The following is a 23,981-nucleotide window of genomic DNA, read 5'->3' on the forward strand; positions in this document are numbered from 1 at the left end:
CCGAACGTAATCAGCGATTATGCTGGTTTTGATTGGAAAAAAAAGAGGCAGCGCACAGGCGCTGCCTCTTTCATTTCAATAGTACCGAAAGGGGGCTAGCTGGCAGGTGTGTGCTTTTTTGAAACCATGATGTCCAGAATCACCTTGTCGGTTTCAGCCATGCCGCTGGTGCCGAGGCGTCCGAGGTTCTGGATGCTGATTTCAAGATCGTCGTCCACAATGCCCTCCTTGCCGCTGACAGAGGTGCCCTTCTTGGCAAGCAGGGCGGCCTGAATGCCTGCTTCAACAGCAGACGCCACCTTGAGCGCGCAAGAGGTTTTAGCGCCGTCGCAGATCATGCCTGCAATGTTGCCCACCATGTTCTTGATGGCAAAGCCGATCTCACGCATGCCTCCACCGAACAGCATGACAATGCCGCAGCTGGAGCCCGTGGCAGCCAGAATGGCTCCGCACAGAGCAGAGAGACGGCCGAGATGGTGCTTCAGGTGAATGGCGGTGAGGTGGCTCATGATGAGCGCACGGGCCAGCTGTTCATCATCGGCATTCAATCTGCGGGCAAAAGCCAGCACCGGTACGGTGGCGGTGATGCCCTGATTGCCGCTGCCCGAGTTGCTCATTACGGGCAGCATGATGCCGTCCATGCGGGCGTCGGATGCCGCTGCCGCCATCTTGATGGCGAACGAGGCGATATCATCTGCGCGCAGTCCCTGCTGTATATCCTCTTCCATGGAGCGACCGACCTTCAGGCCCCATTCGCGGGACATGCCTTCAGCGGCAATGGCCTCGTTGAGACGGGCCGCTTCGAGGATGAAGCTGATCGTCTCGAAGGGGGCATTCACGGCAAAGTCGTAAATGCGTTCCATGGTCAGGGGCCATTCGGTCTTGACTGCTTCTTCACCGGGCCACGGAGCGGAGAAGGTCTCCTTTCCGTTCTTTTCAACCAGCACAATAGCTGTGTGCTCGCGGGCGATGACACAGCGGGCGGAGTCGGATCCGGCAAAGACCGTCACGTCTGCAATGAGCAGTTCGGTGCTTTCGGCAAGGGCGACCGTCACGCGCTTTTCGGCCAGCATCTGCTTGCCTGCCGCAATCTGTTCTTCCGTCAGGTCGCGCAGCACTTCAAGAGCCAGCCCTGCCTTGCCGCCCGTGGCACCCACAGCGGCAGCAATGTCCAGTCCTGTCATGCCGGTACCGGGTACTCCCACGCCCATGCCGTTTTTGAGAAGGTTTCCGCTCACGAGCACGGTGATGCGTTCGGGCGCTGCTCCCAGTTCCTGCACGGCGCGCGCCGTGGCAAGGGATATAGTGATCGGCTCGGTGCAGCCGAGTGCGGGGACAACCTCGCGGTTGAGCAGGGCAATATAGTCGGACCATTCTGGCTTAGTCATGTGTGTATCCTGTCGGTACATGTTTCGGTACATGTTCGTTGCGATATGCAGTTGCACGGTCTAGGCGCTTACCTTTTCCGCTTGCAGCTCGCCATTGCGGTTGAATATGCCCTCCAGCATCAGCGCAAGAGCGCCGTCGCCGGTGACGTTGCAGGCGGTGCCGAAGCTGTCCTGCAGGGCGAAGATGGCGAGCAGCAGTGCAACGCCTGCGGGGTCGAAGCCGAGCACGCTCACCACGATGCCGAGAGAGGCCATGACGGTGCCGCCGGGGACGCCGGGGGCGCCGATGGCGAAGATGCCGAAGAGAGCGATGAACAGAATCATGGTGTGCAGTTCGGGCAGGTGGCCGTAGAGCATCTGCGAGATGGTCATGGCAAAGAAGGTTTCGGTGAGCACGGAGCCGCACAGGTGGATGGTGGCCCCGAGCGGAACCATGAACTCAACGGTGTTACGGCTGAGGACGGAGGACTTGGATGCGCATTCCAGGGCAACGGGCAGCGTTGCGGCGCTGGACATGGTGCCGACGGCGGTCAGGTAGGCCGGAGGATAGTGGCGGATAACTTCGATGGGGTTGCGGCCGGAGATGAGTCCGCCGATGGTGTACAGCACGGTCAGCCAGATGATGTGGCCGAGCAGCACTATGCCGATAACCTGCAGGAACACGGGCAGCTGCTTGGTCAGGCTGCCTTCATAGGCCAGCCCTGCAAAGGTGGTGGCGATGAAGAAGGGCAGAACGGGAATGACCACCTTGGTGACCACGTTCATCATGATGCCTTCGAATTCGCCGAGGATCTTTTCAAAGGTCTTGGCATTGCTCCACAGGGTGGCCACGCCGAGCAGAATGGCGGTGAACAGGGCGGTCATGACGGGCATGATCGGAGGAATATTCAGCTGGAACATGACCTCGGGAATTTCCTTGAGGCCTTCCATCTGCGTGGCGATGGAAAGGTGAGGAATGATCATGTAGCCGGCAATGGCGGCCATTGTGGCGGCACCCACAGCGGAAAGGTAGGCGAAAGAAACGCCGGCTGCGAGCATTTTGCTCGCGTTCTGGCCAAGACGGGTGATGGCCGGAGCGATGAAGGCGATGATGACCAGCGGCACGGTGTAGAAGATGATCTGGCCGAGAACGTGCTTGATGCTGGCGATGACTTCCATTGCCGCTTCATTGCAGACAAGGCCGATGACGACGCCGGCTGCGATGCCGATGAGGAGCTGGAAAATAAGGCCGAATTCACTCTTGCGCTTTGAATTGTGAGACATGGTAACCCCTTTGCGTAGATCGGTACGGCCATCCCCATGTCCGTACCTTCCGTATGATGTGGTTGGAGTGGAAGAGGGGAGAGGGACTATCTCTCCGCAATGGCCTCAATTTCGACCAGCGCATCCTTGGGCAGACGGGCCACCTGAACGCAGCTGCGGGCCGGGAAGGGTTCTGCGAAGTAGGTGGAATAGACTGCGTTGAACGCGGCGAAATTGTTCATGTCGCTCAGAAACACGGTGGTCTTGAGCACCTTGTTCATGGAAGAACCGGCAGCTTCGAGAATGGCCTTCACGTTTTCGAGAGAGGCTTTGGCCTGCTCTTCGATGGTGTCGGGCATGGTGCCGGTTTCCACGACAATGGGAAGCTGGCCGGAAGTGAACACGAGCCCGCCGAGAACGGTGCCCTGAGAGTAGGGGCCGATGGCTGCAGGGGCTTTGTCGGTTTTGATGATGTCGGACATGGTAACTCCTTTCTGTAAGGTGCAACGCGGAAGAGTTGCTTTGCTTGCGTAAAATTTTTCTTATTGCGAAAAAAATATCAGGTCAATAAATTTTATTCGCAATGCGAGAAAATTTTATCACTCTAGCCGTTCACCCGTTGCAGATAGCGGTAGATTGTGGCTTCGGAAGCGGCAAGACGCGAGGCCACGATGCCGACAGTTCCCTTGAGAAGGAACACGCCGCGCGCGTTGAGGGTGCGCACTATGTCCATCTTTTCGGCTGCTGTCATGCGCTCGGGGGCCACTTCGGCTCCCTCGATGACCTGCACGATAAGATTCTCGGTGAGGTCCTCGATGGACTCGGAGAATGTTTCGCTGTGGTCGTCGGTGTCCTTGGGGCCGGCGTTGTCTATGCCCAGGGCCTGCACCATGCGGCCGAGCAGTTCCCGGGCCTGCCTGAGATCGGAAACATCCATGTTCAGGCAGAGCATTCCGGCAAGAGTGCCATCTGCTTCACGTATGAAGTAGGTGGCGGAATGCAGGGGGCGGTCGTCGCGGGCGCGGGTGGTGTAGCCCATGACCCAGTCTCTGTGCTCATATTCACGGTTGGCCACGAACTTGAGGGCAAGATCGGTGAGCGGGGCACCAACCTTGCGTCCTGTGATATGGCCGTTCGCAATGGCGAGCACGGACTGCTCCTTGGAGGATGTGTCATGCAGCACCACCTCGCAATTGGTGCCCAGAAAGGCACCGAGGAATTGGACAAGGGGTACATATGCCTCAATTGTTGGGGATGGTTTGGTGGACACAATAAATCCTTATGCTGTGAAAAATTTCTTAGGACGAGAAAGAGGTAGCGTTGTGCGAATTGGGTGTCAAATCAATTGAGGAAAAAATAATGAGGGAGTGGATTTCTTAGCCGGTAGGCCGCTCATTAGCTGTAAGTAGTCTTGCCCTGTTTATTCTTTTCGCCTTCCGCGGGACCAGAGCGGGGCCTCTGCCGGGCGGTGCCCGCCCTCAGCAAGGCCCCCTCTGGACTCCCCCTGCCTCGCCCCGGCTGGTCGTTGAAAGTTTGTGCGTCTTGCCGTGGAAGCGAAGCGCTTCCAATCGGCCTGCCATTTGGCAGAGAGGAGCAACGTATTGTGTTTGGGGACATCAGGTGTGGGACGTTGTGGGAATCGGGGGAGGGAAGAAAAATAGAAGGGCGACCGTTTCCGGTCGCCCTTTGTGTTTGCATGTAGCTGCGTCTAGCGGCAGTCGCAGAAGGTGGTCATGCCATATTCCTGGCGCTCGCGATACTCTTCCTGCTTGCCCTTGTTCCAGCGGCTGACGGGGCGGTAATAGCCCACAACGCGGGTGTACACTTCGGCATCTTCACCGCAGCTGGGGCAGTTGAAATGCTCGCCGTGCAGGTAGCCGTGGGTTTTGCAGATGGAGAAGGTGGGCGTAACTGAGATGTAGGGCATCTTGGTCTGGCTCATGGCCTTCAGCAGGTAGTTCTTCACGCTGTCCACGTCCGGAACGGATTCGCCGAGGAAGGTGTGGAACACGGTGCCGCCGTTATACAGGGTCTGCAGCTCGTTCTGGTGCTCCAGCGCGTAGAATACGTCGCCGGTAATGCCCACGGGCAGCAGAGTGGAGTTGGTGTAGTAGGGAATGCTCTCGCCGGAGGTCTTGATGTCCTCGTACAGGTCCTTGTCGATCTTGGCCAGACGGTAGCAGGTGCCTTCGCCGGGGGTGGCTTCAAGGTTGTACAGGTGGCCGGTCTCTTCCTGGAAGTTCAGGGTGAGGCTGCGCAGGTGGTCCAGCACGCGGCGCATGAGACGCAGACCGCTTTCGGAATCAATGCCCTTGCCGAGCAGGTTGAGGCATGCTTCGTGTCCGCCGATAACGCCGATGGTGGAGAAATGGCCGCTGTAGCCGTTCTTCAGATAGCGGCGGCTGTAGGGGAACATGCCTGCTTCAAGGTTCTGCTGGCAAAGCTTGCGCTTGAATTCGAGAGAATCCTTGGCCAGTTCAGCGTACTCGGTGATGAGGTCGAAGAAGTCTTCCTCATTGTGCGCAAGGTAGGCGAGCTTGGGCAGGTTCAGGGTAACCACGCCGATGGAGCCGGTCAGGTCGCCCGCACCGAAAAGGCCGCCGGTCTTCTTGCGGATTTCGCGCAGGTCCATCTGCAGTCGGCAGCACATGGAACGCACATCTTCCGGATTGAGGTCGGAGTTGATGAAGTTCTGGAAGTAGGGAACGCCGTACTTGGCGGTGAGCTGCAGCAGCAGGCGGCCTGCTTCCGTATCCCATGCAAAGTCCTTGGTCACGTTGTACGTGGGAATGGGGAAGGAGAAAATGCGGCCGTCGGCGTCGCCTTCCAGCATTACTTCAAGGAAGGCGCGGTTGATCATTTCCATTTCCTCGGCGTATTCGCCGTAGGTGGAATCCTGATACTGACCACCGATGATGACGGGTTCCTTGGCGATGTGCGCGGGCGGAACCATGTCGAAGGTGAAGTTGGTGAACGGGCTCTGGCCGCCCCAGCGTGACGTGGTGTTCAGGTTGAAGATCATCTTCTGCAGCTGCTGGCGCACCTGCTTGTAGCACAGCCCGTCGTGGCGGATGAAGGGAGCGAGGTAGGTGTCCACGTTGTTGAACGCCTGCGCACCGGCCCATTCATTCTGCAGGGTGCCGAGGAAGTTGACGATCTGCCCGCATGCGGAATCAAAGTGATTGGCGGGGGCAGAGCAGCAGCGGCCTTCGAGGTTGAAGCCTTCGAGCAGCAGGTCGCGCAGGCTCCAGCCCGAGCAGTAGCCCGCAAGGCCGAAGGAAAGATCGTGTATGTGGAAATAGCCGTGGTTATGGGCCAGGCGGATTTCTTCGGGGTACTTTTCAAGCACGTAGCGTGCCTGTACCGAACCGGCCATGTGCAGGATGAGGCCCTGGAACGAGTGGCCCATGTTGGAGTTTTCCTGCACGCGCCAGTCGCTGCGGTCCAGATAGCTTTCGATCATCGTGGCGATGTCGAGATAGGTCTGATTCTGGCTGCGCATTTCGCGGCGTTTTTCGCGGTAGATGATGTAGCGTTCGGCTACGGTGTACAGGCGCGCTTCCATGAGCACCTGTTGAACCATGTCCTGCACATGCTCCTGTTCGGGCATGTCGACACCTTCGAGCTTCTTTTCCACCTTGCCTGCAAGGCGCTTGGAGAGCAGGGGATCTTTGATGCCGCTACCCTTGAGGGCCTTGAAAATGGCGTTGGCAATGCGGTCCAGAGACCAGGTTTCGATACAACCGTCACGTTTGAGGATCTGCTTGGGCATTTTGTCTCCGGGGCAACACGTAAGAATCTCCGGTGCACTGGCACAGCGGAAGAGCGAAAACCGCAAGGGCGGCAAATTTCGTGTTGCCTTTTGCCGAACGGGAAGCATGCGGTGGCGGAACCTTCCGCATACCGTCGGCGTGGTGGTTGGGAATGTATTCCGGTGCGATGAGCACCGGAATCGCTTCAGGCCGGATGTCTGACTCTCCCTCTCCGTGCGTCATGTCCGGGCACGGATCAGCGAAGCTGAGTGGGATTACAGAGGCGGAACCGCTCCGGATTTGCACCGGATTATCCTTGTTGGCTTGCGCCGCCTGAAGAGTACGTTGCGACAGATGGCACCCTAGCAAAAGCACATTTTCGTTTCAAGACCGTGTAAAACTTGTTCCGCTGTGAGACCTTATGGAATTTTGCAACGCACCGGAAGTATAGCGATAATTTTTTTTGAATGCCCCTGTAAGGGGAAAAAAGGTGTTGACTGCCCCTAAAACGGCAAAGCCCCTAAAGAGACTCCCCGATCTGCCGATATATCCATCAGGTGAATACCGCCCGGCATCTGAGTATACCGGAAGGGAGGTGGACCATGGCCGTGGATACCAATCAGCTCATCGTCAGTCTGTCCATGCAGCTTTTGCAGCAGGACCTGCTTACCAATACGCTTTTTTCGGGGGGGCAGGTGGGGCGTGATCTGCGCAGCATGCTGCTGCAGGAAAGCGCTGCCCTGCGCCTGACCGATCCGTCCTCGGCGGCTTTGACGGGGCGCATCCGCAGTGATGCAGGCATGCTCCGGCAGGCTTCCAAGAATGTATCGGAGGCAGCCTCCATAACCTTGCAGTCGGAAAGCGGCGTGGAGACACTGCGCCAGTCGCTTGACCGCATGAAGGAAATTGCCGACGGCGTGGCAGACGGCACCATAAGCACATCGGCGGGGCAGGCGGAGTATAATGATCTTGTCACCAAGATTGACGGCATCATCTCCTCTACCTCCTATAACGGCATGAACCTGTTCGACAGTGCGGGCTGGGCATCTGACGAGCGTATCGCGCAGAGTGGTACCTCCGGTGTCCCCGGCACAACAGGTAAGCTCTCGATTCAGGCCGGGGACAGCAGTTTCAATATTTCACTGCAGGATCTTTCGTTCATTGCCGACCGCAGTTTTGCAACCCTTTCCTCCGTGAACGGTCTTACCATGACTGGCGCGACAGATCTGGCAGACGCAACGGCTGCCGCCACCACCTCGTCCCGTGTCTCTTCGTTGTCTTCCTATGTATCCGGCATAGAAAGCATGCTGGAAGGCCGCGCCTCCGACCTTGCCTCGCAGGCATCGGGGCTGAGCGCGCAATCTTCCATATTGGATGCCGCCGCCAGTACCCGCGCCAAGACGAATGAGTCCCGCTCGATTGAACAGCTTGTTCTCGACTATATTGTGAACAATGTAGGCAAGATAATCGACAGTTCAACCTGAGGTGCGATTTGGCATTCAGAAAAAACGCCCCCGTACCGGACAGGTACGGGGGCGTTTTGTAATGATGTCATGCAGGGTTATGAATTCTTCAGTTCCTCTATGAGGCCCTGAAGTTCCTGCGCCATTTCGGAGAGTTCCTCAACGGCTTCTGAAGAACGGTTCATGATGTCGGAGGTTTCCAGTGCGATCTGGTTTACCTCTTCCGCGCCGCGGCTGATCTCTTCCGAGGCGGCCGACTGTTCTTCGCTGGCAGTGGCAATGGCGCGCACCTGATCGGCGTTGGCCTGCACTATATCCACAATGGCCTTGAGCGAGTCGCCCGCTATGGTGGCCAGCTCGGTGGACTTGCCTACGGACATGGATGCTTCTTCCATGCCGCGTATGTTCTCGCGCGATGCTTCCTGAATGGCCTTGATGGCATCGTGCACTTCCTTGGTGGCGGTCATGGTCTTTTCCGCCAGCTTGCGCACTTCGTCGGCAACAACGGCAAATCCGCGTCCTGCTTCGCCCGCACGGGCTGCTTCGATGGCTGCGTTCAGCGCCAGCAGGTTGGTCTGGTCGGCGATATCTGAGATGACTCCCATGACGGAGCCGATGCCTTCTGCCCGTTCACCAAGTTCGCCAAGGCTTTCGCGCAGGGCCATGGACTTGTTGTTCACATCCGAGATGGCTTCCACCACGGAATCCACAACGCCGGAACCTTCGTTGGCCTTGGCCTGTGCATCTTCCGCGTGTTCGGCTGCTTCCGATGCGTTGCGGGCCACTTCCATGACGGTTGCATTCATTTCTTCCATGGCGGTGGCAGATTCGGCCGTGCGCTCACGCTGGCGTTCCGAACCGCGCAGGGCCTCGCCTATCTGGTCCGAAAGCATGCCGGAAGAGGCGTGCACCCGCTGGACAATACTCTCCAGCTGGGCAGCTGCCTGCAGCATGCCTTCCCGTTTGGCGTTTTCGGCCTTGAGGCGGGCTTCTTCAGCCTGCTGGGTTGCCACGCGTGCCCGGGCGGATTCTTCTTCTGCCTCGGCTGTCTTGCGTTCTGATACGGCGATCATTTCCTTGAGCTTGCCCACCATGATTCGCAGGGCATCCGCAAGGGTTCCCAGTTCATCTGTCCGGTGCAGGGCAAGGGTGCCGGAAAGGTCGCCGCCAGCCACCGTGTCGGCAAAGGCCACGGACGTGCGGATGGCACCCACAATGGTGCGGACAATAAGGATGATGACCACGGCAATGGCCAGAATGACGCCCACCGTGATGTACATGCTTGTGTCGCGTACGTCTGCCACGGAGGCGAAGATGTCCGCCATTTCGGCGCCCACGCCTATAATCCAGCCAGTCTTGTCTTCATGACGGAAGGTGACAATCTTCTCCAGACCGTCAACCGTAAATTCCAGTACCCCGTTGCGCTGCTGCAGTATGGTTCTGCCCCAGTCGTAGTCATTGACATCAAGTGTCAGAATGGCGTTTTTGTCGGGGTGTGCGGCCATCTTGCCTGACTTGGCGATAACAAAGGCAAACCCCTGCTTGCCAATTTTTATGGGCGAGACAACCTGTTCGGTGAAACCGCTCATTTCCACCGTGCCGTAGAGTATGCCGGTAACCTGACCGTTGACCTTGGCAGGCACGGCAACAACGAGCACCGGCTTGCCGGTGGCCTTGCTGAGAATGGCGTCGGAGCAGGCAGGTTCGCCGCTCATGGCTTTTTTGAAGTAGTCGCGGTCGCCCACATTAAGCTTGCCCACCTGCGAAGGGTTGTCACTGGCTAAGACCAGACCGTCCTTGTTGGTGAACTTGATGGAGGAAACATACAGGGAGGTTTTGGTGTATGCGAGCAACTTGGCGTTTGCCGCTTCCACTTCCTGCGGGTTGCTGCCCCCGTTGGCCATGACGTTGGTATACGTCTCCCATTTTGCTTCGTTTGCCAGCGAGCTGTGGATATCATCCACCCATGCCCCTATCTGACGGGTGAGGGTTTCAGCCGACTGCCGTGCCTGACCGTTCATGGCATCCTGCACAGCCTGTTTGGCAAGGTTGTAGGTAAGCACGGAGGCAAGCCCCATACCTATGACAATACAAAATATGATGGGCAGCAGAATGCGTTCGCGTAAACCCAATTTCATAAATCCTCCCTTGGTGTGTTGCAGCTATCGGGTGTGGCAGAAGTTGAGCTTTGCGCAACGTCCATCACTCTTGGTATATGGTTACTATTAATAAATACTATGCATTTTATGATAGATTATCAAACAGTTATGGTTGTTGCAAGATATCTTGCATTATTTGCCTGTTGATAAAACAAAAACACCGGAAGGCTGGTTGCCTTCCGGTGTCCTGTGAATTCCTGTTGCCTGATGTTATTCTTTCTTGGGGAGCACAGATATGATCCTGTCTGCCAGTTTTGCAAAGGGCAGACTCTGCAGGTAGACGGTTCCTGTGCCTTTCAGTGTGGCAAGGAACATGCCTTCTCCGCCGAACATCATGGTTTTAAGGCCTCCTGCTGCGGCTATTGAATAATCTATACCTTCGCTGAATGCCACAAGACAGCCAGTATCAACCATGATGGTCTGGTTGTTCAGTTCTTTTTTCACAACGGCACCGCCGGCATGCATGAAAGCCATGCCGTCGCCTTCCAGCTTCTGCAGCACAAATCCTTCACCGCCGAAGAAGCCGGCCCCTATTTTTTTGGTGAAGGCAACACCGATGCGGGTACCGCGCGCGGCGCAGAGAAAGGCATCGCGCTGGCAAAGCAGCTTGCCGCCGGTAGCAGAAAGGTCAACGGGTACGATATGCCCCGGCACAGGGCCGGCAAAAGCCACACGCCGTTTGCTGCTTCCCTTGTTGGTGAAGTGGGTCATGAACAGGCTTTCGCCTGTTACCATGCGCTTGCCCGCGCTGAATACTTTGCCGAAGAAGCCTGAATCAGCTTCGGAGCCGTCGCCAAGGCGGGCTGCGTATTCGATGTCCGCATCCATCCAGCACATGGCCCCGGCTTCTGCTATGACGCTTTCTTCAGGGTCGAGTTCCACTTCCACGACCTGCAGGTCGTTGCCGTAAATCTGGTAGTCAATCTCATGGCTTTGCATAGTGCTTTCCTGTCTGGAGTCGTTGTTCGGTTGAATCTGATTGTCTGCACTGTCTCCTAACACAAATGTGGAAGAAGAGCACCCCTTTAGGTCGAACAACAGCACGCTTCTGCTGCACTGCTTGCGAAATATGCAGTGAAAAATACGCTGTCATATTTTGTAAGCGGGGTTCTTGCATTTTTTATGCGGGCATGTTGCTGTGCCGACGCATCTGATCTTTTCATGGAGTATGTATGACGACGTCATTACCTATAGGTATGTTCGATTCGGGGGTAGGGGGGCTGACCGTTCTCAAGGCACTCAGACACCGCCTGCCCTGTGAAGATATTCTGTATCTCGGTGATACCGCCCGGTTGCCATATGGCACCAAAAGCCCTGAAACAGTCAGCCGATACGCCGTGCAGGCTTCGGGCAAACTGATTGAACGCGGCGTGAAGCTGCTGGTTATCGCCTGCAACACGGCTACATCCGTTGCGCTCGGCGCGTTGCGCGAGGCGTACCCCGGCATTCCTGTCATAGGCGTTGTGCAGCCCGGTGCGCAGGCCAGCTGCCGTGCATCCGTGTCCGGCAATATTGCCGTTATTGCCACGGAATCGACCATTCGCGGCAATGCCTATCAGAAGGCCATTCACGCCATTCGTCCGGAAGCCAGAGTCGTGGGCAAGCCCTGCCCGTTGTTCGTCTCCCTTGCCGAAGAAGGCTGGCTGGACGGCGAACTGGTGGAAGGAGTGGCCGCCCGCTACCTGAGTCCCCTGTTCGAGACGGCTGAACAGGCTGACAGGCCGGACTGCCTGGTGCTTGGCTGCACGCACTTTCCCCTGCTGGCAGGGGCCATACGCAACGTCATAGGGCCGGATATCGCCATTGTCGATTCAGCGGAGACGACCTCGCTTGCTGTGGAGGCGGAGCTGGCGGCCCGCGGCTTGTTGCGTACCGAGCCGGGGTGTGGCGGAACCCGTTTTCTGACCACGGACGATGTGCCGCGTTTTGCTAGAACCGGTAGCCTGTTTCTGGGCATGAACATAGCCCCGGAAGATGTGGAGCTGGTGGACCTTTAGTCCGTTTGACGAGTATTTTATCTGTGCCTGAAGAAAATGACGTGGTAATGTGACCTGAAAGGTGTCGGGCGCGTATACCGTAACAGGAGAAACACGTTATGAATACAATACGTCTGAGTGTTCTTGTTCTTTCCGTGGCTGTGCTGTTCGGCCTGGCTGTTCCCGCCTTTGCTGCCGAAGACCCTCTTGTTATCGCGGATTCCGTCTTCGACAAGGTGGATGAGGCCATGGGCCGTGCGGAAAGAGCACGGGATGTCTATGACCGGGTAAAGAACGTGGGCAAACCCGCTGAGGTCCGCAAGGCTGAGGAAGACCTCAAGAATGCGGAAGACAACCTGCGCAACGCCAATGGCAAGCTCGACTATGCGCGCGAGAAGGCCATTGCCGAAGCAGCGGGCGTGTCTCCCGAAAAAGTGCGGCAGATGCGTGCCTCCGGCATGGGCTGGGGCAACATTGCCAAGGATCTGGGCCTGCATCCTTCCATCGTGAGCAAGGGCGCCAAGAAATCCAAGCACATGAAGGGTAAGAAATCCGGATACGATGATGAGGATGATTCCTCAGGCAAGGGTAAGTCCAAGGGCAAGTCCGGCAAGCCGGATAAGTCGGATAAGTCGGGCAAGTCGGATAAGGGGTCCAAGGGCAAGTCCGGCAAGATGGATAAGAAATCCTAGGTAATTCCGGCAAGCTGGATAAGAAATCCTAGCCGATCCGGTAAGCCGGACGAGAACTCCTGACAAAGAATAAACAAGCAAAGGCCACCCGAAAGGGTGGCCTTTTTAGTTTGGTGACAACCGCTCGTTTTTCCGTGAACTCATAAAACTCATATTCCCGTTAAGCCGGAACTGAGCACCCAAAACGGATTCTCATCGCATATACGAGGTGCAGGAACGTCAGGTTCCTGCCCGGCGGAGCCAAAAAAACTGGAACTGATTGTGTCAGCTGTCGGCAAGGGCCCCTTGAAAGAGGCCATTTTATTCGTTCCGCAGGTAGGGGGCCGGTTTGCGGTTCAGCGCCCGCGCCGTGCCTGCCAGCCCGAAAAGCAGTGAGAAGCCAGTGGCCATAAGCACCGTTGTCAGTGCGGCTGCAGGCTGTATGGAGAAGCTGAGCTTCATCAGGCCTTCTACCGCAGCCCACGCGGCAAGGGTGCCCGTCATGGCGCTGAACAGGCCGGTTGCCAGTCCTGTGAGCAGGAATTCCGTGACAAGGGCGAGCAGAATGTCGCCGCGTGTTGCCCCGCACACCTTGTAGATGACCGCATCATAAATGCGCCGGTGCCTGTCGGCCAGAATGGCTCCCGCCAGAACAAGCAGGCCGGTTGCGAGCATAACGGCGGCCATGGCACGGAAGACCATGCCCATGCGCTCCATCAAGGTGCGCACATCTGCCAGAATTTCGCGCATGCTGAAGGCCGTGACGTTTGGATAGCTTCCGGTAACCTTGCGGTACAGGGCGTCCATGCCGTCGCTTTTGCCGTAGGCGGTAACCGCCCACGTGACCGGAGCGTTATCCAGCAGGCCGGGGGCGAACAGCACAGCAAACTGCAACTGAAATGTCATCCAGTCCACCTTGCGGATGTTGGCAATGGTTGCCGTGACCTCACGTCCGAGAATGTTGAACGTGAGGGTGTCGCCAATGCCGGTGCCGAATCCCTTTGCCAGATCTTCTGTCAGGGAAATTATGGGGGGGCCTGCGTAGTGTTCCGGCCACCACGCGCCCTGAACAATTTCTGTGTCGTCCGGAATTACGGCGGCATGGCTGAGCCCCCTGTCTCCGCGCACGGCCCATTGGACATCGGGCGAGACGGGGGCCTCTTCAACGGGGACTCCCTTGATGTGGATGATGCGTCCGCGCACCATGGGGCCCTGTTCCATGCGGGTTACACCCGGCTCTTTGGCAAGAGCCTCAAAGTCGCTGAGCTGGTTGGGCAGGATGTTGATGAAAAAGAAGGCCGGAGCTTCACGCGAAAGGTCGCGGTCCAGCGCCTTGGTAAGATTCTGCTCGATCTGGGCAATGGCAACCAGTGCGGTCAGCCCGAGGCCGAGGGCGAAGACGAGGTTGACCGTGGGTGCGCCGGGCCGGTGGATGGACGACAGGCCCAGCCGGAAACTGGGGTGTCCCTTTTGCGGTGCACGGCGTGAAAGATGAATCATGCCCCACGCCACACCTCGGAAGATGGCAAGGCAGCCCAGAACCACGGCAACAAATCCCGCCGCAAGCTTCCAGTCCGGCGTGAAGAGAAAGACCATTGCCGTCAGCGCAGCAAAGGCTGCCGTGACCATGACCCTGCCTGCTGTAGTGAGGCGTGCGCGGTGTGTTGCCACGTAGCCCCTGAAAAGAACGGCAGGGGAAACATTGCCCGCAAGCAGGAGCGGCCTGAGCGAAAACGCGACGATGATAAGCCCGCCCAGCAGCGCAGCACGCAGGAGCGGAGCCCAGTGCAGCGTGGCATCGGGCATGACGGGCAGCACTTCGGCAAGCGTCTCCCGCGCAAGCATGGGAACCAGTGCGCCGAGTGCGCACCCGATGATGATGCCGAATGCACCGATGATGGCAATCTGGAAAAAGTAGGTCCATAGCACGGTACCAACACCGCCCCCCACGCATTTGAGGGTGGCAATGTTCTGTATGCGGCTTGCCAGATAGCCGCGAACCGCCTCGGCAATGCCAAGCCCGCCCACAAGCAGGGCGCCAAGCCCGATGAGGAGCAGGTCCGTATCTATGCGGTCCAGAAACGTGCGAATGCGTGGCGCGGCACGGGTGAAGGGTTCAACGCGCCATCCGGCATCGGGAAAGGCCGTTCGCACTGCTTCCGTGAAGTCGTGCACCTGTTGCTCGGTTGCAGCGCGATTCTGCGCTCCTGTATCCAGCCGTATGCGCAGGTGGCTGTGGATGAGACTGCCGGGAATGAGCAGACCGGTGTTGTCCAGCGCCTTGATGGATACGAGCACCCGCGGGCCGAAGATGATGCCCTGAAAGGCCCGGTCCGGCTCGCGTTCAAGAACGGCAGTAATACGCAGCGTGGCGTTGCCGATGGTCATGGAATCGCCCGTCTTCAATTTCAGGCGTTCCAGAAGCAGGGCATCCACAACAGCCCCGAATTCGGGTGGGGAACCTGCGGCTGCGGGTTGCGGCCCTATGGCCTGCTCCAGCGGTATTGCGGGAGCAAGTACGGGGCTGCCATACAGCGGATAGGCGGCGTCCACCCCCTTGAGCGCCACAAGCATGGCATCGCCGGAGGCCGTGTGGGCCATGCCGCGCAGGCTTATGGAGTGGCTTACTGTTCCGCGCCGGTCAAGCCACGCCCGTTCTTCCGTTTCCGGATAGGGGCCGGAAATTTGTATGGACGCATCCCCGCCGAGCAGCGTGCGTGCGTCGCGGTTGATGGCCGAGCGTGCGGATTCGGAGACGGAACCCACGGCCGCTATGGCGAATACGCCGAGAATGAGGCAGCTGAGAAAGACGGTGAAGCGGCGTTTTCCGGATCGCAGCTCCCGCATGGCCAGCCGTGCGGCCAGAGTCAGGTCGCGCAGGGACATCATGGCCTGTTCTCCGCAACGCCGGTCGTGTCGGGGGTGACGAGGCGGCCGTCTTCCATGCGTACCTGTCTGGCGCAGCGCAGGGCCAGTTCCTTGTCATGGGTGATCAGTACCAGTGTGGTCCCGTGCTGCTGCTGTAGCGAGAACAGGTGTTCCACCACACGGGTGCCTGTTTCGGAATCAAGGTTGCCTGTGGGTTCGTCCGCCAGAATGACTCTGGGGCGGGCGGCAAAGGCGCGTGCCAGTGCAACCCGCTGCTGCTCACCGCCGGAAAGTTGAGCCGGATAGTGCCGCGCCCTGTCTGCAAGGCCCACGGCTTCCAGTGCTTCCAGTGCCAGTTCGCGTGCGCGGGGCATGTGGGCAAATTCCAGCGGCAGGGCGGTGTTTTCCAGAGCCGTCATGGTGGGGACAAGATGGAAGGATTGGAATACGATTCCCAGATGCGTGCGGCGGAACCGGGCAAGGTTATCTTCGCTCATGGCGCACAGGTCGTTGCCCGCAATGCGCACGGAGCCGGATGTGGGGCGCTCAAGCCCTGCCATGACCATGAGTGTTGTGGTTTTGCCGGAACCGGAAGGGCCGAGAATGGCAACGGTTTCGCCTTCTTTCACATGCAGAGATACCCCGCGCAGGATGTTGACCTCGCCGGAACCGCCCACTAGATTCAGATGTATATCAGAAAGCTCGATTATGGAGTTGCTCATGTGTACCGTTCCTTTTCGTCCGCATAAGAATGCCAGGGCGGCCTCCGGCGTGTTGCCGTTGACCGGTTCTGCCGTATGCCGGTGTATCAGGCATGCGTTGTTGTCGCTGCTGTTTTCGGTGGTGATGCTGGGAATAATCAATGTCCCTGTCGTTCATAGTAACCAATCTGCGCCTGCAGGCAATGCCGCAGAGGACGGTTCTTCGCAAAAGGTGACACACATACTTGCATTTGGCGATAGTCTGACTGCCGGATACGGGCTGGAGAACATGTTCAGCTTTCCCGTAGTGCTCGAACGTCAGCTTCGAGAGCGCGGACACGCGGTACGTGTCACCAACGCGGGTGTATCGGGCGATACCTCTGCCGGAGGAGCAGCCCGCATAAGCTGGGCTCTTGCAGACAAGCCCGATATCCTGATTCTGGAACTCGGGGCCAACGATGCTCTGCAAGGTCTTTCGCCGGAGCATACAAAACGGAATCTGGCCGACATCATACGCGCCTGTCAGGCGCAGGGGGTGCGGGTGCTGCTTGCGGGCATGCACGCGCCGCGCAACCTCGGACCGGAATACGCAGCGGCCTTTGATGCCGTGTATCCGGCGCTGGTGCAGGAGTTCGGCGTTGCCTTTCATCCCTTTTTTCTGGAGGGAGTGGCGCTTGATGCCTCCCTGAACCAGCAGGACGGCATGCACCCCAATGCTGCCGGAGTGGAAGTGGTTGTCCGCAATATCGTCCCTGCTGTGGAACGCCTGCTGCCGTAACGGCGGGGCATTGTGCCGTTTTCCGGCAAATCTTACGGTAAATTGTCCGGCAGATTGTCCGGTGAATCACTGGCGAATCGCTGGCAGCCCATTGGCAGAACATTGGCAGATCGTCCCGGAAGTATCACCTCTCTCCTCAAAGCGCTATGCAGTAAGGCCCGGAAGCGGACTGTGTATGGCCCTGCGGCAACGTCGGGCGAAAATCCCCTCGATCAATAGGGTTTTCATTTTATATAACGCAGTGTTGCACTACATGTTAAGAGTGTGTTGCGGCTGCGTTATGGTTGTGTTGCGGGGTAAAAATCGCTTGATTTTCAAAATACATTGCTGTATCAAATCACTATAAGCGGAATGGTCCGGTTTTTCTTCCACGATCGCCGCTCACATCCTGTTCAGCATTTCATATCCTGAAATCCGCCCGCCTCTTGAACGCGTCAAACCGCTTCCCGGCCGGATTCCGTGCTGAACCATCTATACATATCTTTGAAGGGAGAGAGTCTCCCCATGCCGACAGCCTATGTGGCTGACAGTCTCGAACCTTGGCGTTGTGCCAGCCTGCCGGCTGTAATGGCTAGGCGGTTGACGCCGCGTAACCGAAGGGGATTTGCAATGTCTACGTACTATACACATTCTTTGGACAGTCTGCCGCTGACCGATTCTGAAAAGCAGGCTGTGACCAAAGTAATGGCGCAGTATCAGTTCCGCGCCAACGATTACTATCTTTCTCTCATCGACTGGGAGAATCCCTCCGATCCCATCCGCCGCATCATTGTGCCGCATCCTGACGAAGCCCGCGGCTGGGGCGCGCTTGATCCCTCCAGTGAGTGTGATTACACTGTCATGCCCGGGCTGCAGCATAAGTATTCCGACACGGCCATCATGCTGGCCAGCGACGTATGCGGCGGGCTTTGCCGTTTCTGTTTCCGCAAACGCATTTTCATGGACGGGTCCGAGCCTGCAAAGGTCGATGTACCCGAAGCGTTGCGGTATATCGAGGGGGCCACCGAGATCTCCAATGTGCTGATATCCGGCGGCGATCCGCTGCTGCTTTCAACCGCCAGGCTCGAAGAGATCATCAGCGGGCTTTCCGCCATTCCCCATGTGCAGTTCATCCGCATAGGCTCGCGTATGCCCGTGTTCGATCCGTACCGGATCATCAATGATCCTGCACTGGTCAAAATGCTCGGCAGCTACAGCCGCCCCGGCAGCAAGATCTACATTCAGACGCATTTCAACCATCCCAACGAGATCACGGAAGCAGCCCAGAAGGCCGTGCATATGCTGCAGCGGGCCGGCATCATTCTTACCAACCAGACGCCGCTGCTGCGCGGAGTGAATGATGATCCTGAGGTGCTGGCCGACCTGTTCAACGGACTGGCCCGTATGGGGGTGCCTCCGTACTACCTGTTCGTGTGCCGCCCCACCACCGGCAATCAGCATTTCACTGTGCCCGTTGAAGAGGGATATACCATTCTGCAGGCCGCTCTCAGGCATTGCTCCGGCCCTGCCAAGCGGGCCCGCTTCTGCATGTCGCATGCTACAGGCAAGATAGAGGTGCTGGGCGTAACCGAGGATCAGGTGCTCTTCCGCAGACATCGTGCTCCCGCAGACAAGGTGGCGGGAGAAATATTCGGATTTCCAAGAAATCCCCGCGCCACATGGCTTGACGACTACCTTGATACCGAGGCGGACAGCGCCGAAGCCCTGCAGGCCGAATCAGCTGCTCTCGACCTTCCGGACCTGTGCAAGACCTGCGGTGCCGGTGTGCCGCGTCCCAACTAGAGAGCGATTCGGGCATACGGAACAGGTTGACAGGGAGGGGCGCCCTGTATAGTCCTGTAGTTGTGGTGGCATCTGTTCGCTGCAACAAGACCGGATGCCTGTTCTGCAACCCTTGCACGACTCATGGAGGATTTGATGCATAAATACGAATGTCCCTGCGGATATATCTATGACCCCATGGAAGGCGATTCTGAAAACAATATTCCGCCGGAAACAGCCTTCGAGAATCTGCCGGATGACTGGGTATGTCCCTTGTGTGGTGCTGAAAAGGAATTCTTCACCAAAAAGGCGTAGCACACTGACAGCATTGAGTATTACCTCTGAACCCCCGTTTCGACGGGGGTTTTTTTGTCAGGTATGCAATCTGCTCCGGCAAGGTATTCCTGCCCGGAGCGCCCGATAATGCCGGCTTGTTCGGGCCTTTCTGTTCTGATATTATGCCCGGCTGCATGTAGGTTGAGTAATCACGCAGTGCGTGATAGCTTCAGCCCCCTGTCACATGAACAGGGGCTTGTGCTCTGTGGGCACGGGCTGTGTGCCGTACCAAAAGGAGGGGGGAGTGTTCAGACTGCTCAGAGGGATACGCATGCCTCTTTCAACCAAGGTCGCTGCCGTGGGAACAGTGCTTTTTGCCTGTTCCGGCATCTGCGTCCTTGGTGCGCTGCTGGCTTTGTCTGTCAGTGCCCCGTTAACGCCGGTAGACATTGTATGGCTCATGGCCTGCTGCGCCGCGCTGTTTCTTCCACTGTACTATTTCCTGCTGAACTATATCGGCAGAGAGCTTATTTCCCGTCCTCTGGAAGAGTTGACGCAGACGGCCCATGATCTTGGCAGCGCACCGCTGCCCACCCGTATACCCGTCGAGGACGAGCTGGATGCGCTGGCTGTGGCACTTGTCCGTTCCGGTGAATCACTTTCGGAACGGCTCCGTGTCCTGCGCGATTCCAACGGCATGCTCAATGCGCTGCTGACCGGTCTGCCGGGGTTCGTGAGCGTGCAGGACAGGTCCTTCAGGGTGGTCTATTGCAACGCCACGTTTACCAAAGTCTTTAACACCCGCCCCGGCGATTCGTGCCGCAGGCTGTGCAACCGTCCCGCTCCGGGCGGTGACTGCCCTGTGGCGCAGACCTTTGCGGACGGGCAGCCCAGACTTCTTGAGGAAAACGGTGCCTACCCCGACGGAACACATACCCGCTGGCTTGTGGCCACTGCGCCGGTCAAGGCAGAAGACGGCACCATAACACATTGCATAGAATTGCGCCTGGATATGACCACGCCAGAACTACAATAGAAGTTACTCACATCGCGATTGAAAGCGCCATTCTCGGGCAGAGAGTGGCGCTTTTATTGTTGCGTGCAAATCATTCTTGCCTGCTGTCGGTTCACGTGCCCGATATGTTCATTCACTCCGCACACGGAAATAATGGATGAGAGTGCGCTATAACGCCATAACCTGTTTGAGGGAAAAGGGGACCGGTCTGAATCTTCCGCCGCAGGGATGCCGTCGGCAGGCTGATTGCCGGACGGATTCTCTGTGAATGCAGCCGGTCCAATGTCGCCGGGGGGTGTCTCCGACGCGGCAGCAATCAATCATCTGTCAAAGGAGTGAGGAATGTTTTACTTCTTTCTAGCCTGCGCACTGCTTATTGCCGGTTACTTTATCTACGGTAAAGTGGTTGAAGCCAACTTCGGCGCCGACCAGTGCCGCGTAACACCTGCGTGCCGCATGGAAGACGGTGTGGACTACGTCAAAATGAGCCCCGCCAAGATCTACCTTATCCAGCTGCTCAACATTGCAGGTCTGGGTCCCATCTTCGGCCCCATTCTCGGCGCTCTCTACGGTCCTGCAGCCCTGGTGTGGATCGTGCTCGGCAGCATCTTTGCCGGTGCCGTGCATGACTATTTTGCAGGCATGATGTCCGTGCGTTACGACGGCAAGTCCATTCCGGATGCCGTCGGCTACAACCTCGGCAAGTTCGCCAAGCAGTTCATGAACGTGTTTTCCATTGTGCTGCTGCTGCTCGTGGGTGTGGTATTCGTTCTCGGCCCCGCCAAGCTGCTGGCCAACAAGATAGGCTTTGAACTGGACAAGACGGCTGCCGTTGCTGTGTGGACCGGCATCATCTTCGCCTATTACTTCCTTGCCACCATTCTTCCCGTTGACAAGATCATCGGCCGCCTCTACCCCCTGTTTGCCGTATGTCTGCTGGTTATGGCCGGCGGCCTCTCCACCATGCTTATCGTTGACGGCTACACCTTCTTCCCCAACGGCATCGGCCTTGCCAACGTGCACCCCACCGGCCTGCCCATGTGGCCTCTGATGTTCATCACCATCGCATGTGGCGCCATTTCCGGCTTCCATGCAACCCAGTCTCCGCTCATGGCACGCTGCCTGCCCGATGAAAAGTGCGGCCGCCCCATCTTCTACGGCGCAATGATCGGTGAAGGCATCATCGCCCTTGTGTGGGCAACCCTCGGCATGACTTTTTACCAGACCCCCGAAGCCCTGCAGGCCGTTCTGGCCAGCGGTGGTCCCGCAGCCGTTGTCGACCAGGTTGCCACCACCCTCATGGGTCCCATCGGCGGCTTCCTCGCCATCATCGGTGTTATCATTCTGCCCATCTCTTCCGGTGACACGGCATTCCGCGCTGCCCGCCTCATCATCGCCGACTTCACCAACGTGGGGCAGCGCGATGTTGCCAAGCGCCTGATGATCGCAGTGCCCCTGTTTGTTGTGGGCTACCTGATCACCAAGACCGACTTCAACATCATCTGGCGTTACTTCGGCTTCTCCAACCAGACTCTGGCCACCATCGTGCTCTGGGCTGCCGCTGTCTATCTGGTGCGCCACGGCAAGATTCACTGGATTGCTTCCATACCCGCCACCTTCATGACCGCAGTGTGCGCAACCTACCTGTGCGTTGCTCCGGAATTCGCTCTCAAGTTCGATTCCAGCGTGGGCTACCCCATCGGCATCGCCACGGCTGCAGTCTGCTTCGTGCTCTTCATGCTGAAGGCCCGCAAGACTGTCGTGGAAGTGGATGCTCCCGATTCTCCCGGTACCATCGGCTAACGGCCGGTGTACTGACCGCAAATGATAAAGCCCCCGTTTCCGGACGGGGGCTTTTCTAGTGTATGAGAAATTGTTGTGTCAGGCGAAGGCTGCAAGGTGCGGTGGTGGGGTCAGCAGATCGGCAATGGATATGTTGTCCAGCGCGTTTTCCAATATGCCGGATACCTGCAGCCATGCCGGACGGGTAGGGCATTCCTGCTTGCGGGGGCATAATGCGGCGGCTTCTCCGTCGCAGCACTGGGTGAGATCAATGGGGCCTTCGATGGCCCTGACCACGTCACCAAGAGAAATGCCGGATGGCGGATTGGCCAGCGTGTGACCTCCTGTTACGCCGCGGGTGCTGGTGACAAGGCCGCCCTGCTTCAGCGGACGTATGATCTGCTCTATGAACTGGACTGAAATGCCCGTTTGCTCCGAGAGACTGGTCGTATTGACCACAGTCCCCTTGTTCTCTGCCAGAATGACGAGAATGCGGGTGGCATAGCGGGACCGTGCGGACAATTTCATTGCGGTGCCTCATCTGGGTTGCAGTGACAGGGTGTGCCGCATTGCTCTCGCATGTAATTGTAGTGCCCTTGTGCGTGGTGGTGTTTCAGCTGATCGTTAAGGCGGCATGCCCTGTGTTATATGAATTGAATATGCAATGCCTATGTGTCAGTCAATAGCATACTTGGCATGTAGGATTTGATCTGGCAGCGACAACCGCAGCAGGCAGTGCTGGAGTGACGAAATAGCAAGGCCGCCCGGAGGCGGCCTTTGTTGTTTCGGGGGAGATGCCGTCAGTGATTAGCGGACGATCTTCCAGTCGCCGCCTTCTATGCGGATGATTTCGAAAGCGGACTTGTCCAGACCGTTATGGTCCTGTGCGGAGAAGTTGAAAATGCCTGCCGTGCCGACCACGCCGGTGAGTGATTCAAGGGCATCGCGAATGGCTTTGGGGTCATCGGAACCGGCCTTTTCAATGGCGGCCTTGAGCAGGAGCATGGCATCCCACGCATGACCGCCGAAGGTGGACACGGCAGCCTTGTACTGCTCGCCATACTGCTTTTCGTAGCTGATGAGCATGGCCTTCTGCGGGTGTCCGTCTTCAAGCTGGCCGGCAACGATGAGGCGGCCAGCCGGAAGGATGATGCCTTCTGCCGCATCGCCGGCAAGCTCCATGAATTTCTTGGAAGCAACGCCGTGGCTCATGTAGAGAGGGGCTTCCATTCCCAACTGGCGGTGATTGCGGGCAACAACGGCAGGACCGGGATTGGTGCCCCAGCAGATGATGGCATCGGCGGAAAGCCCGCGTATTTTGGTCAGCTGGGCTGTCGTGTCCGTATCCTTGGGGCCGTACACTTCATCAGCCACAAGCTCGTAGCCCATTTGTGGAATCAGGGTCTGCAGAGCGGCGCGGCCGGACTGACCGTAGCCGTCCGATACGGTGAGAATGGCAATCCGCTTGGCGCCGGTGGTGTGTATGTAGTCAAGCAGCCGCTCGATGGCAAAGCTGTCGGAAGGGGCAACCTTGAAGACCCACGGGTTCACCGGCTGCACGATCTTGTCCGAAGACGCGCATGAGATGAGCGGAATGCCGTAGCGGGCCATATTCCGGACAACGGCAAGCGTATTGCCCGAGGTGGTGGGGCCGATGATGGCCTTCACCTCATCCTTGCGGGCCAGCTTTTCCACGGCAAGTACGCATTTGTTGACTTCAGTCTCGTCATCATACTGGATGATCTCGACCTGCCTGCCGAGTATGCCCCCGGAAGCGTTGATGGAGTGCGCCGCCATTTCCAGGCTGTTCTTTTCCGGCTCGCCAAGAAAGGATGCCGGTCCGGTGCTGGAGAAAATGGCGCCGATGCGGATGGGGTCCGCCGCCAGTGAAGCGGTTGCCGAAAAAACGATGAGTAAAAGGAGAACAAGGCCGGAACGATTCATGAAAACCCTCTTTCCCAGTGAAAATTGTTTCATTGTCCACACTCTCCGCCATGGCGGAGTCTACCCCGGCCGGTGCGCAATACAGCAAGTGCCCCTGTTACAGGCAGCAGTGCTGCATGTCGGAACTTTTTCGGAAGGGGAGCGTTCTGTCAAGTGCGGCAGGGTGTTCGATGTGGGGGAGGGCAAAACAAATCATGGTGCAGAT

General features: G+C 57.8%; 19 protein-coding genes and 1 riboswitch. Of the genes, 8 read left to right on the forward strand and 11 right to left on the reverse strand.

Annotated features, from left to right (window positions below; all coding sequences use genetic code 11):
• Positions 1-95: 95 nt before the first annotated feature.
• The 5 genes from HUV30_RS05245 to HUV30_RS05265 form a co-directional block, all read right to left on the reverse strand.
• Positions 96-1,388: an L-cysteine desulfidase family protein gene (locus tag HUV30_RS05245; RefSeq protein WP_174404371.1), complete on the reverse strand. Its 1,293-nt coding sequence runs from the start codon at positions 1,386-1,388 to the stop codon at positions 96-98.
• Positions 1,389-1,448: 60 nt separating this feature from the next.
• The gene (locus tag HUV30_RS05250; RefSeq protein ID WP_174404372.1) at positions 1,449-2,651 is read right to left on the reverse strand and encodes a dicarboxylate/amino acid:cation symporter; all 1,203 of its coding nucleotides are present in this window, start codon (positions 2,649-2,651) and stop codon (positions 1,449-1,451) included.
• 86 nt (positions 2,652-2,737) lie between these two features.
• The gene (locus tag HUV30_RS05255) at positions 2,738-3,112 is read right to left on the reverse strand and encodes a RidA family protein (RefSeq protein ID WP_174404373.1); all 375 of its coding nucleotides are present in this window, start codon (positions 3,110-3,112) and stop codon (positions 2,738-2,740) included.
• Between the two features lie 122 nt (positions 3,113-3,234).
• Positions 3,235-3,900, reverse strand: coding sequence for a helix-turn-helix transcriptional regulator (locus HUV30_RS05260; RefSeq protein WP_243452077.1), 666 nt, complete (start codon positions 3,898-3,900; stop codon positions 3,235-3,237).
• Positions 3,901-4,338: 438 nt separating this feature from the next.
• Positions 4,339-6,402 (reverse strand): ribonucleoside triphosphate reductase, encoded by a 2,064-nt coding sequence (locus HUV30_RS05265; protein ID WP_174404374.1) that lies wholly within the window; start codon positions 6,400-6,402, stop codon positions 4,339-4,341.
• A gap of 171 nt (positions 6,403-6,573) precedes the next feature.
• Positions 6,574-6,734: riboswitch (cobalamin riboswitch) on the reverse strand.
• A gap of 250 nt (positions 6,735-6,984) precedes the next feature.
• On the opposite strand from HUV30_RS05265, the gene HUV30_RS05270 reads away from it, so the two are divergent.
• Positions 6,985-7,866 carry a flagellin gene (locus HUV30_RS05270; protein WP_174404375.1) on the forward strand — a complete coding sequence of 294 codons (882 nt, stop codon included), beginning with the start codon at positions 6,985-6,987 and terminating at the stop codon, positions 7,864-7,866.
• Between the two features lie 77 nt (positions 7,867-7,943).
• Here HUV30_RS05270 and HUV30_RS05275 read toward each other — a convergent pair whose 3' ends face one another.
• Positions 7,944-9,983, reverse strand: a complete 2,040-nt coding sequence (locus HUV30_RS05275) for a methyl-accepting chemotaxis protein (protein ID WP_174404376.1) — start codon at positions 9,981-9,983, stop codon at positions 7,944-7,946.
• Positions 9,984-10,214: 231 nt separating this feature from the next.
• Positions 10,215-10,943, reverse strand: coding sequence for a TIGR00266 family protein (locus tag HUV30_RS05280; protein WP_174404377.1), 729 nt, complete (start codon positions 10,941-10,943; stop codon positions 10,215-10,217).
• A gap of 233 nt (positions 10,944-11,176) precedes the next feature.
• Here HUV30_RS05280 and murI point away from each other — a divergent pair, with 233 nt between their 5' ends.
• Positions 11,177-12,001: a glutamate racemase gene (gene murI / locus HUV30_RS05285; protein WP_174404378.1), complete on the forward strand. Its 825-nt coding sequence runs from the start codon at positions 11,177-11,179 to the stop codon at positions 11,999-12,001.
• Positions 12,002-12,099: 98 nt separating this feature from the next.
• Entirely contained in the window at positions 12,100-12,672 is a 573-nt protein-coding gene (locus HUV30_RS05290) for a hypothetical protein (RefSeq protein ID WP_174404379.1), read from the forward strand.
• Between the two features lie 300 nt (positions 12,673-12,972).
• Here HUV30_RS05290 and HUV30_RS05295 read toward each other — a convergent pair whose 3' ends face one another.
• Together HUV30_RS05295 and HUV30_RS05300 are read right to left on the reverse strand one after the other, a co-directional pair.
• Positions 12,973-15,540, reverse strand: coding sequence for an ABC transporter permease (locus HUV30_RS05295; protein ID WP_174404380.1), 2,568 nt, complete (start codon positions 15,538-15,540; stop codon positions 12,973-12,975).
• On the reverse strand, positions 15,537-16,241 hold the full coding sequence (locus HUV30_RS05300; protein WP_174404381.1) for an ABC transporter ATP-binding protein: 705 nt from the start codon (positions 16,239-16,241) through the stop codon (positions 15,537-15,539). Before HUV30_RS05300 ends, HUV30_RS05295 begins: the two co-directional genes overlap by 4 nt.
• A gap of 211 nt (positions 16,242-16,452) precedes the next feature.
• On the opposite strand from HUV30_RS05300, the gene HUV30_RS05305 reads away from it, so the two are divergent.
• The 5 genes from HUV30_RS05305 to HUV30_RS05325 all read left to right on the forward strand — a co-directional run bounded on the left by HUV30_RS05305 (position 16,453) and on the right by HUV30_RS05325 (position 21,853).
• Entirely contained in the window at positions 16,453-16,998 is a 546-nt protein-coding gene (locus HUV30_RS05305) for an arylesterase (protein ID WP_243452078.1), read from the forward strand.
• Positions 16,999-17,607: 609 nt separating this feature from the next.
• Positions 17,608-18,780 (forward strand): KamA family radical SAM protein, encoded by a 1,173-nt coding sequence (locus tag HUV30_RS05310; protein ID WP_174404382.1) that lies wholly within the window; start codon positions 17,608-17,610, stop codon positions 18,778-18,780.
• A gap of 135 nt (positions 18,781-18,915) precedes the next feature.
• Entirely contained in the window at positions 18,916-19,074 is a 159-nt protein-coding gene (locus tag HUV30_RS05315; protein ID WP_174404383.1) for a rubredoxin, read from the forward strand.
• A 265-nt stretch (positions 19,075-19,339) separates the two neighbouring features.
• On the forward strand, positions 19,340-20,071 hold the full coding sequence (locus tag HUV30_RS05320; RefSeq protein WP_174404384.1) for a PAS domain-containing protein: 732 nt from the start codon (positions 19,340-19,342) through the stop codon (positions 20,069-20,071).
• A gap of 321 nt (positions 20,072-20,392) precedes the next feature.
• The gene (locus tag HUV30_RS05325) at positions 20,393-21,853 is read left to right on the forward strand and encodes a carbon starvation CstA family protein (protein WP_174404385.1); all 1,461 of its coding nucleotides are present in this window, start codon (positions 20,393-20,395) and stop codon (positions 21,851-21,853) included.
• A 78-nt stretch (positions 21,854-21,931) separates the two neighbouring features.
• Here HUV30_RS05325 and HUV30_RS05330 read toward each other — a convergent pair whose 3' ends face one another.
• Both HUV30_RS05330 and HUV30_RS05335 read right to left on the reverse strand, forming a co-directional pair.
• Positions 21,932-22,360, reverse strand: a complete 429-nt coding sequence (locus tag HUV30_RS05330) for an RrF2 family transcriptional regulator (protein ID WP_174404386.1) — start codon at positions 22,358-22,360, stop codon at positions 21,932-21,934.
• A 279-nt stretch (positions 22,361-22,639) separates the two neighbouring features.
• Entirely contained in the window at positions 22,640-23,776 is a 1,137-nt protein-coding gene (locus HUV30_RS05335; RefSeq protein ID WP_174404387.1) for an ABC transporter substrate-binding protein, read from the reverse strand.
• Positions 23,777-23,981: the final 205 nt, after the last annotated feature.

The sequence above is a fragment of the Desulfovibrio subterraneus genome, assembly GCF_013340285.1.
In the GTDB taxonomy this organism is placed as follows: Bacteria; Desulfobacterota; Desulfovibrionia; order Desulfovibrionales; family Desulfovibrionaceae; genus Halodesulfovibrio; species Halodesulfovibrio subterraneus.

Coding starts and splice junctions, on each gene's coding strand:
- HUV30_RS05245 (WP_174404371.1), bottom strand. CDS start 1,388: ATGACTAAGCCAGAATGGTCCGACTATATTGCCCTGCTCAACCGCGAG.
- HUV30_RS05290 (WP_174404379.1), top strand. CDS start 12,100: ATGAATACAATACGTCTGAGTGTTCTTGTTCTTTCCGTGGCTGTGCTG.
- HUV30_RS05250 (WP_174404372.1), bottom strand. CDS start 2,651: ATGTCTCACAATTCAAAGCGCAAGAGTGAATTCGGCCTTATTTTCCAG.
- HUV30_RS05330 (WP_174404386.1), bottom strand. CDS start 22,360: ATGAAATTGTCCGCACGGTCCCGCTATGCCACCCGCATTCTCGTCATT.
- HUV30_RS05275 (WP_174404376.1), bottom strand. CDS start 9,983: ATGAAATTGGGTTTACGCGAACGCATTCTGCTGCCCATCATATTTTGT.
- HUV30_RS05325 (WP_174404385.1), top strand. CDS start 20,393: ATGTTTTACTTCTTTCTAGCCTGCGCACTGCTTATTGCCGGTTACTTT.
- HUV30_RS05310 (WP_174404382.1), top strand. CDS start 17,608: ATGTCTACGTACTATACACATTCTTTGGACAGTCTGCCGCTGACCGAT.
- HUV30_RS05300 (WP_174404381.1), bottom strand. CDS start 16,241: ATGAGCAACTCCATAATCGAGCTTTCTGATATACATCTGAATCTAGTG.
- HUV30_RS05255 (WP_174404373.1), bottom strand. CDS start 3,112: ATGTCCGACATCATCAAAACCGACAAAGCCCCTGCAGCCATCGGCCCC.
- murI (WP_174404378.1), top strand. CDS start 11,177: ATGACGACGTCATTACCTATAGGTATGTTCGATTCGGGGGTAGGGGGG.
- HUV30_RS05295 (WP_174404380.1), bottom strand. CDS start 15,540: ATGATGTCCCTGCGCGACCTGACTCTGGCCGCACGGCTGGCCATGCGG.
- HUV30_RS05265 (WP_174404374.1), bottom strand. CDS start 6,402: ATGCCCAAGCAGATCCTCAAACGTGACGGTTGTATCGAAACCTGGTCT.
- HUV30_RS05270 (WP_174404375.1), top strand. CDS start 6,985: ATGGCCGTGGATACCAATCAGCTCATCGTCAGTCTGTCCATGCAGCTT.
- HUV30_RS05335 (WP_174404387.1), bottom strand. CDS start 23,776: ATGAATCGTTCCGGCCTTGTTCTCCTTTTACTCATCGTTTTTTCGGCA.
- HUV30_RS05315 (WP_174404383.1), top strand. CDS start 18,916: ATGCATAAATACGAATGTCCCTGCGGATATATCTATGACCCCATGGAA.
- HUV30_RS05280 (WP_174404377.1), bottom strand. CDS start 10,943: ATGCAAAGCCATGAGATTGACTACCAGATTTACGGCAACGACCTGCAG.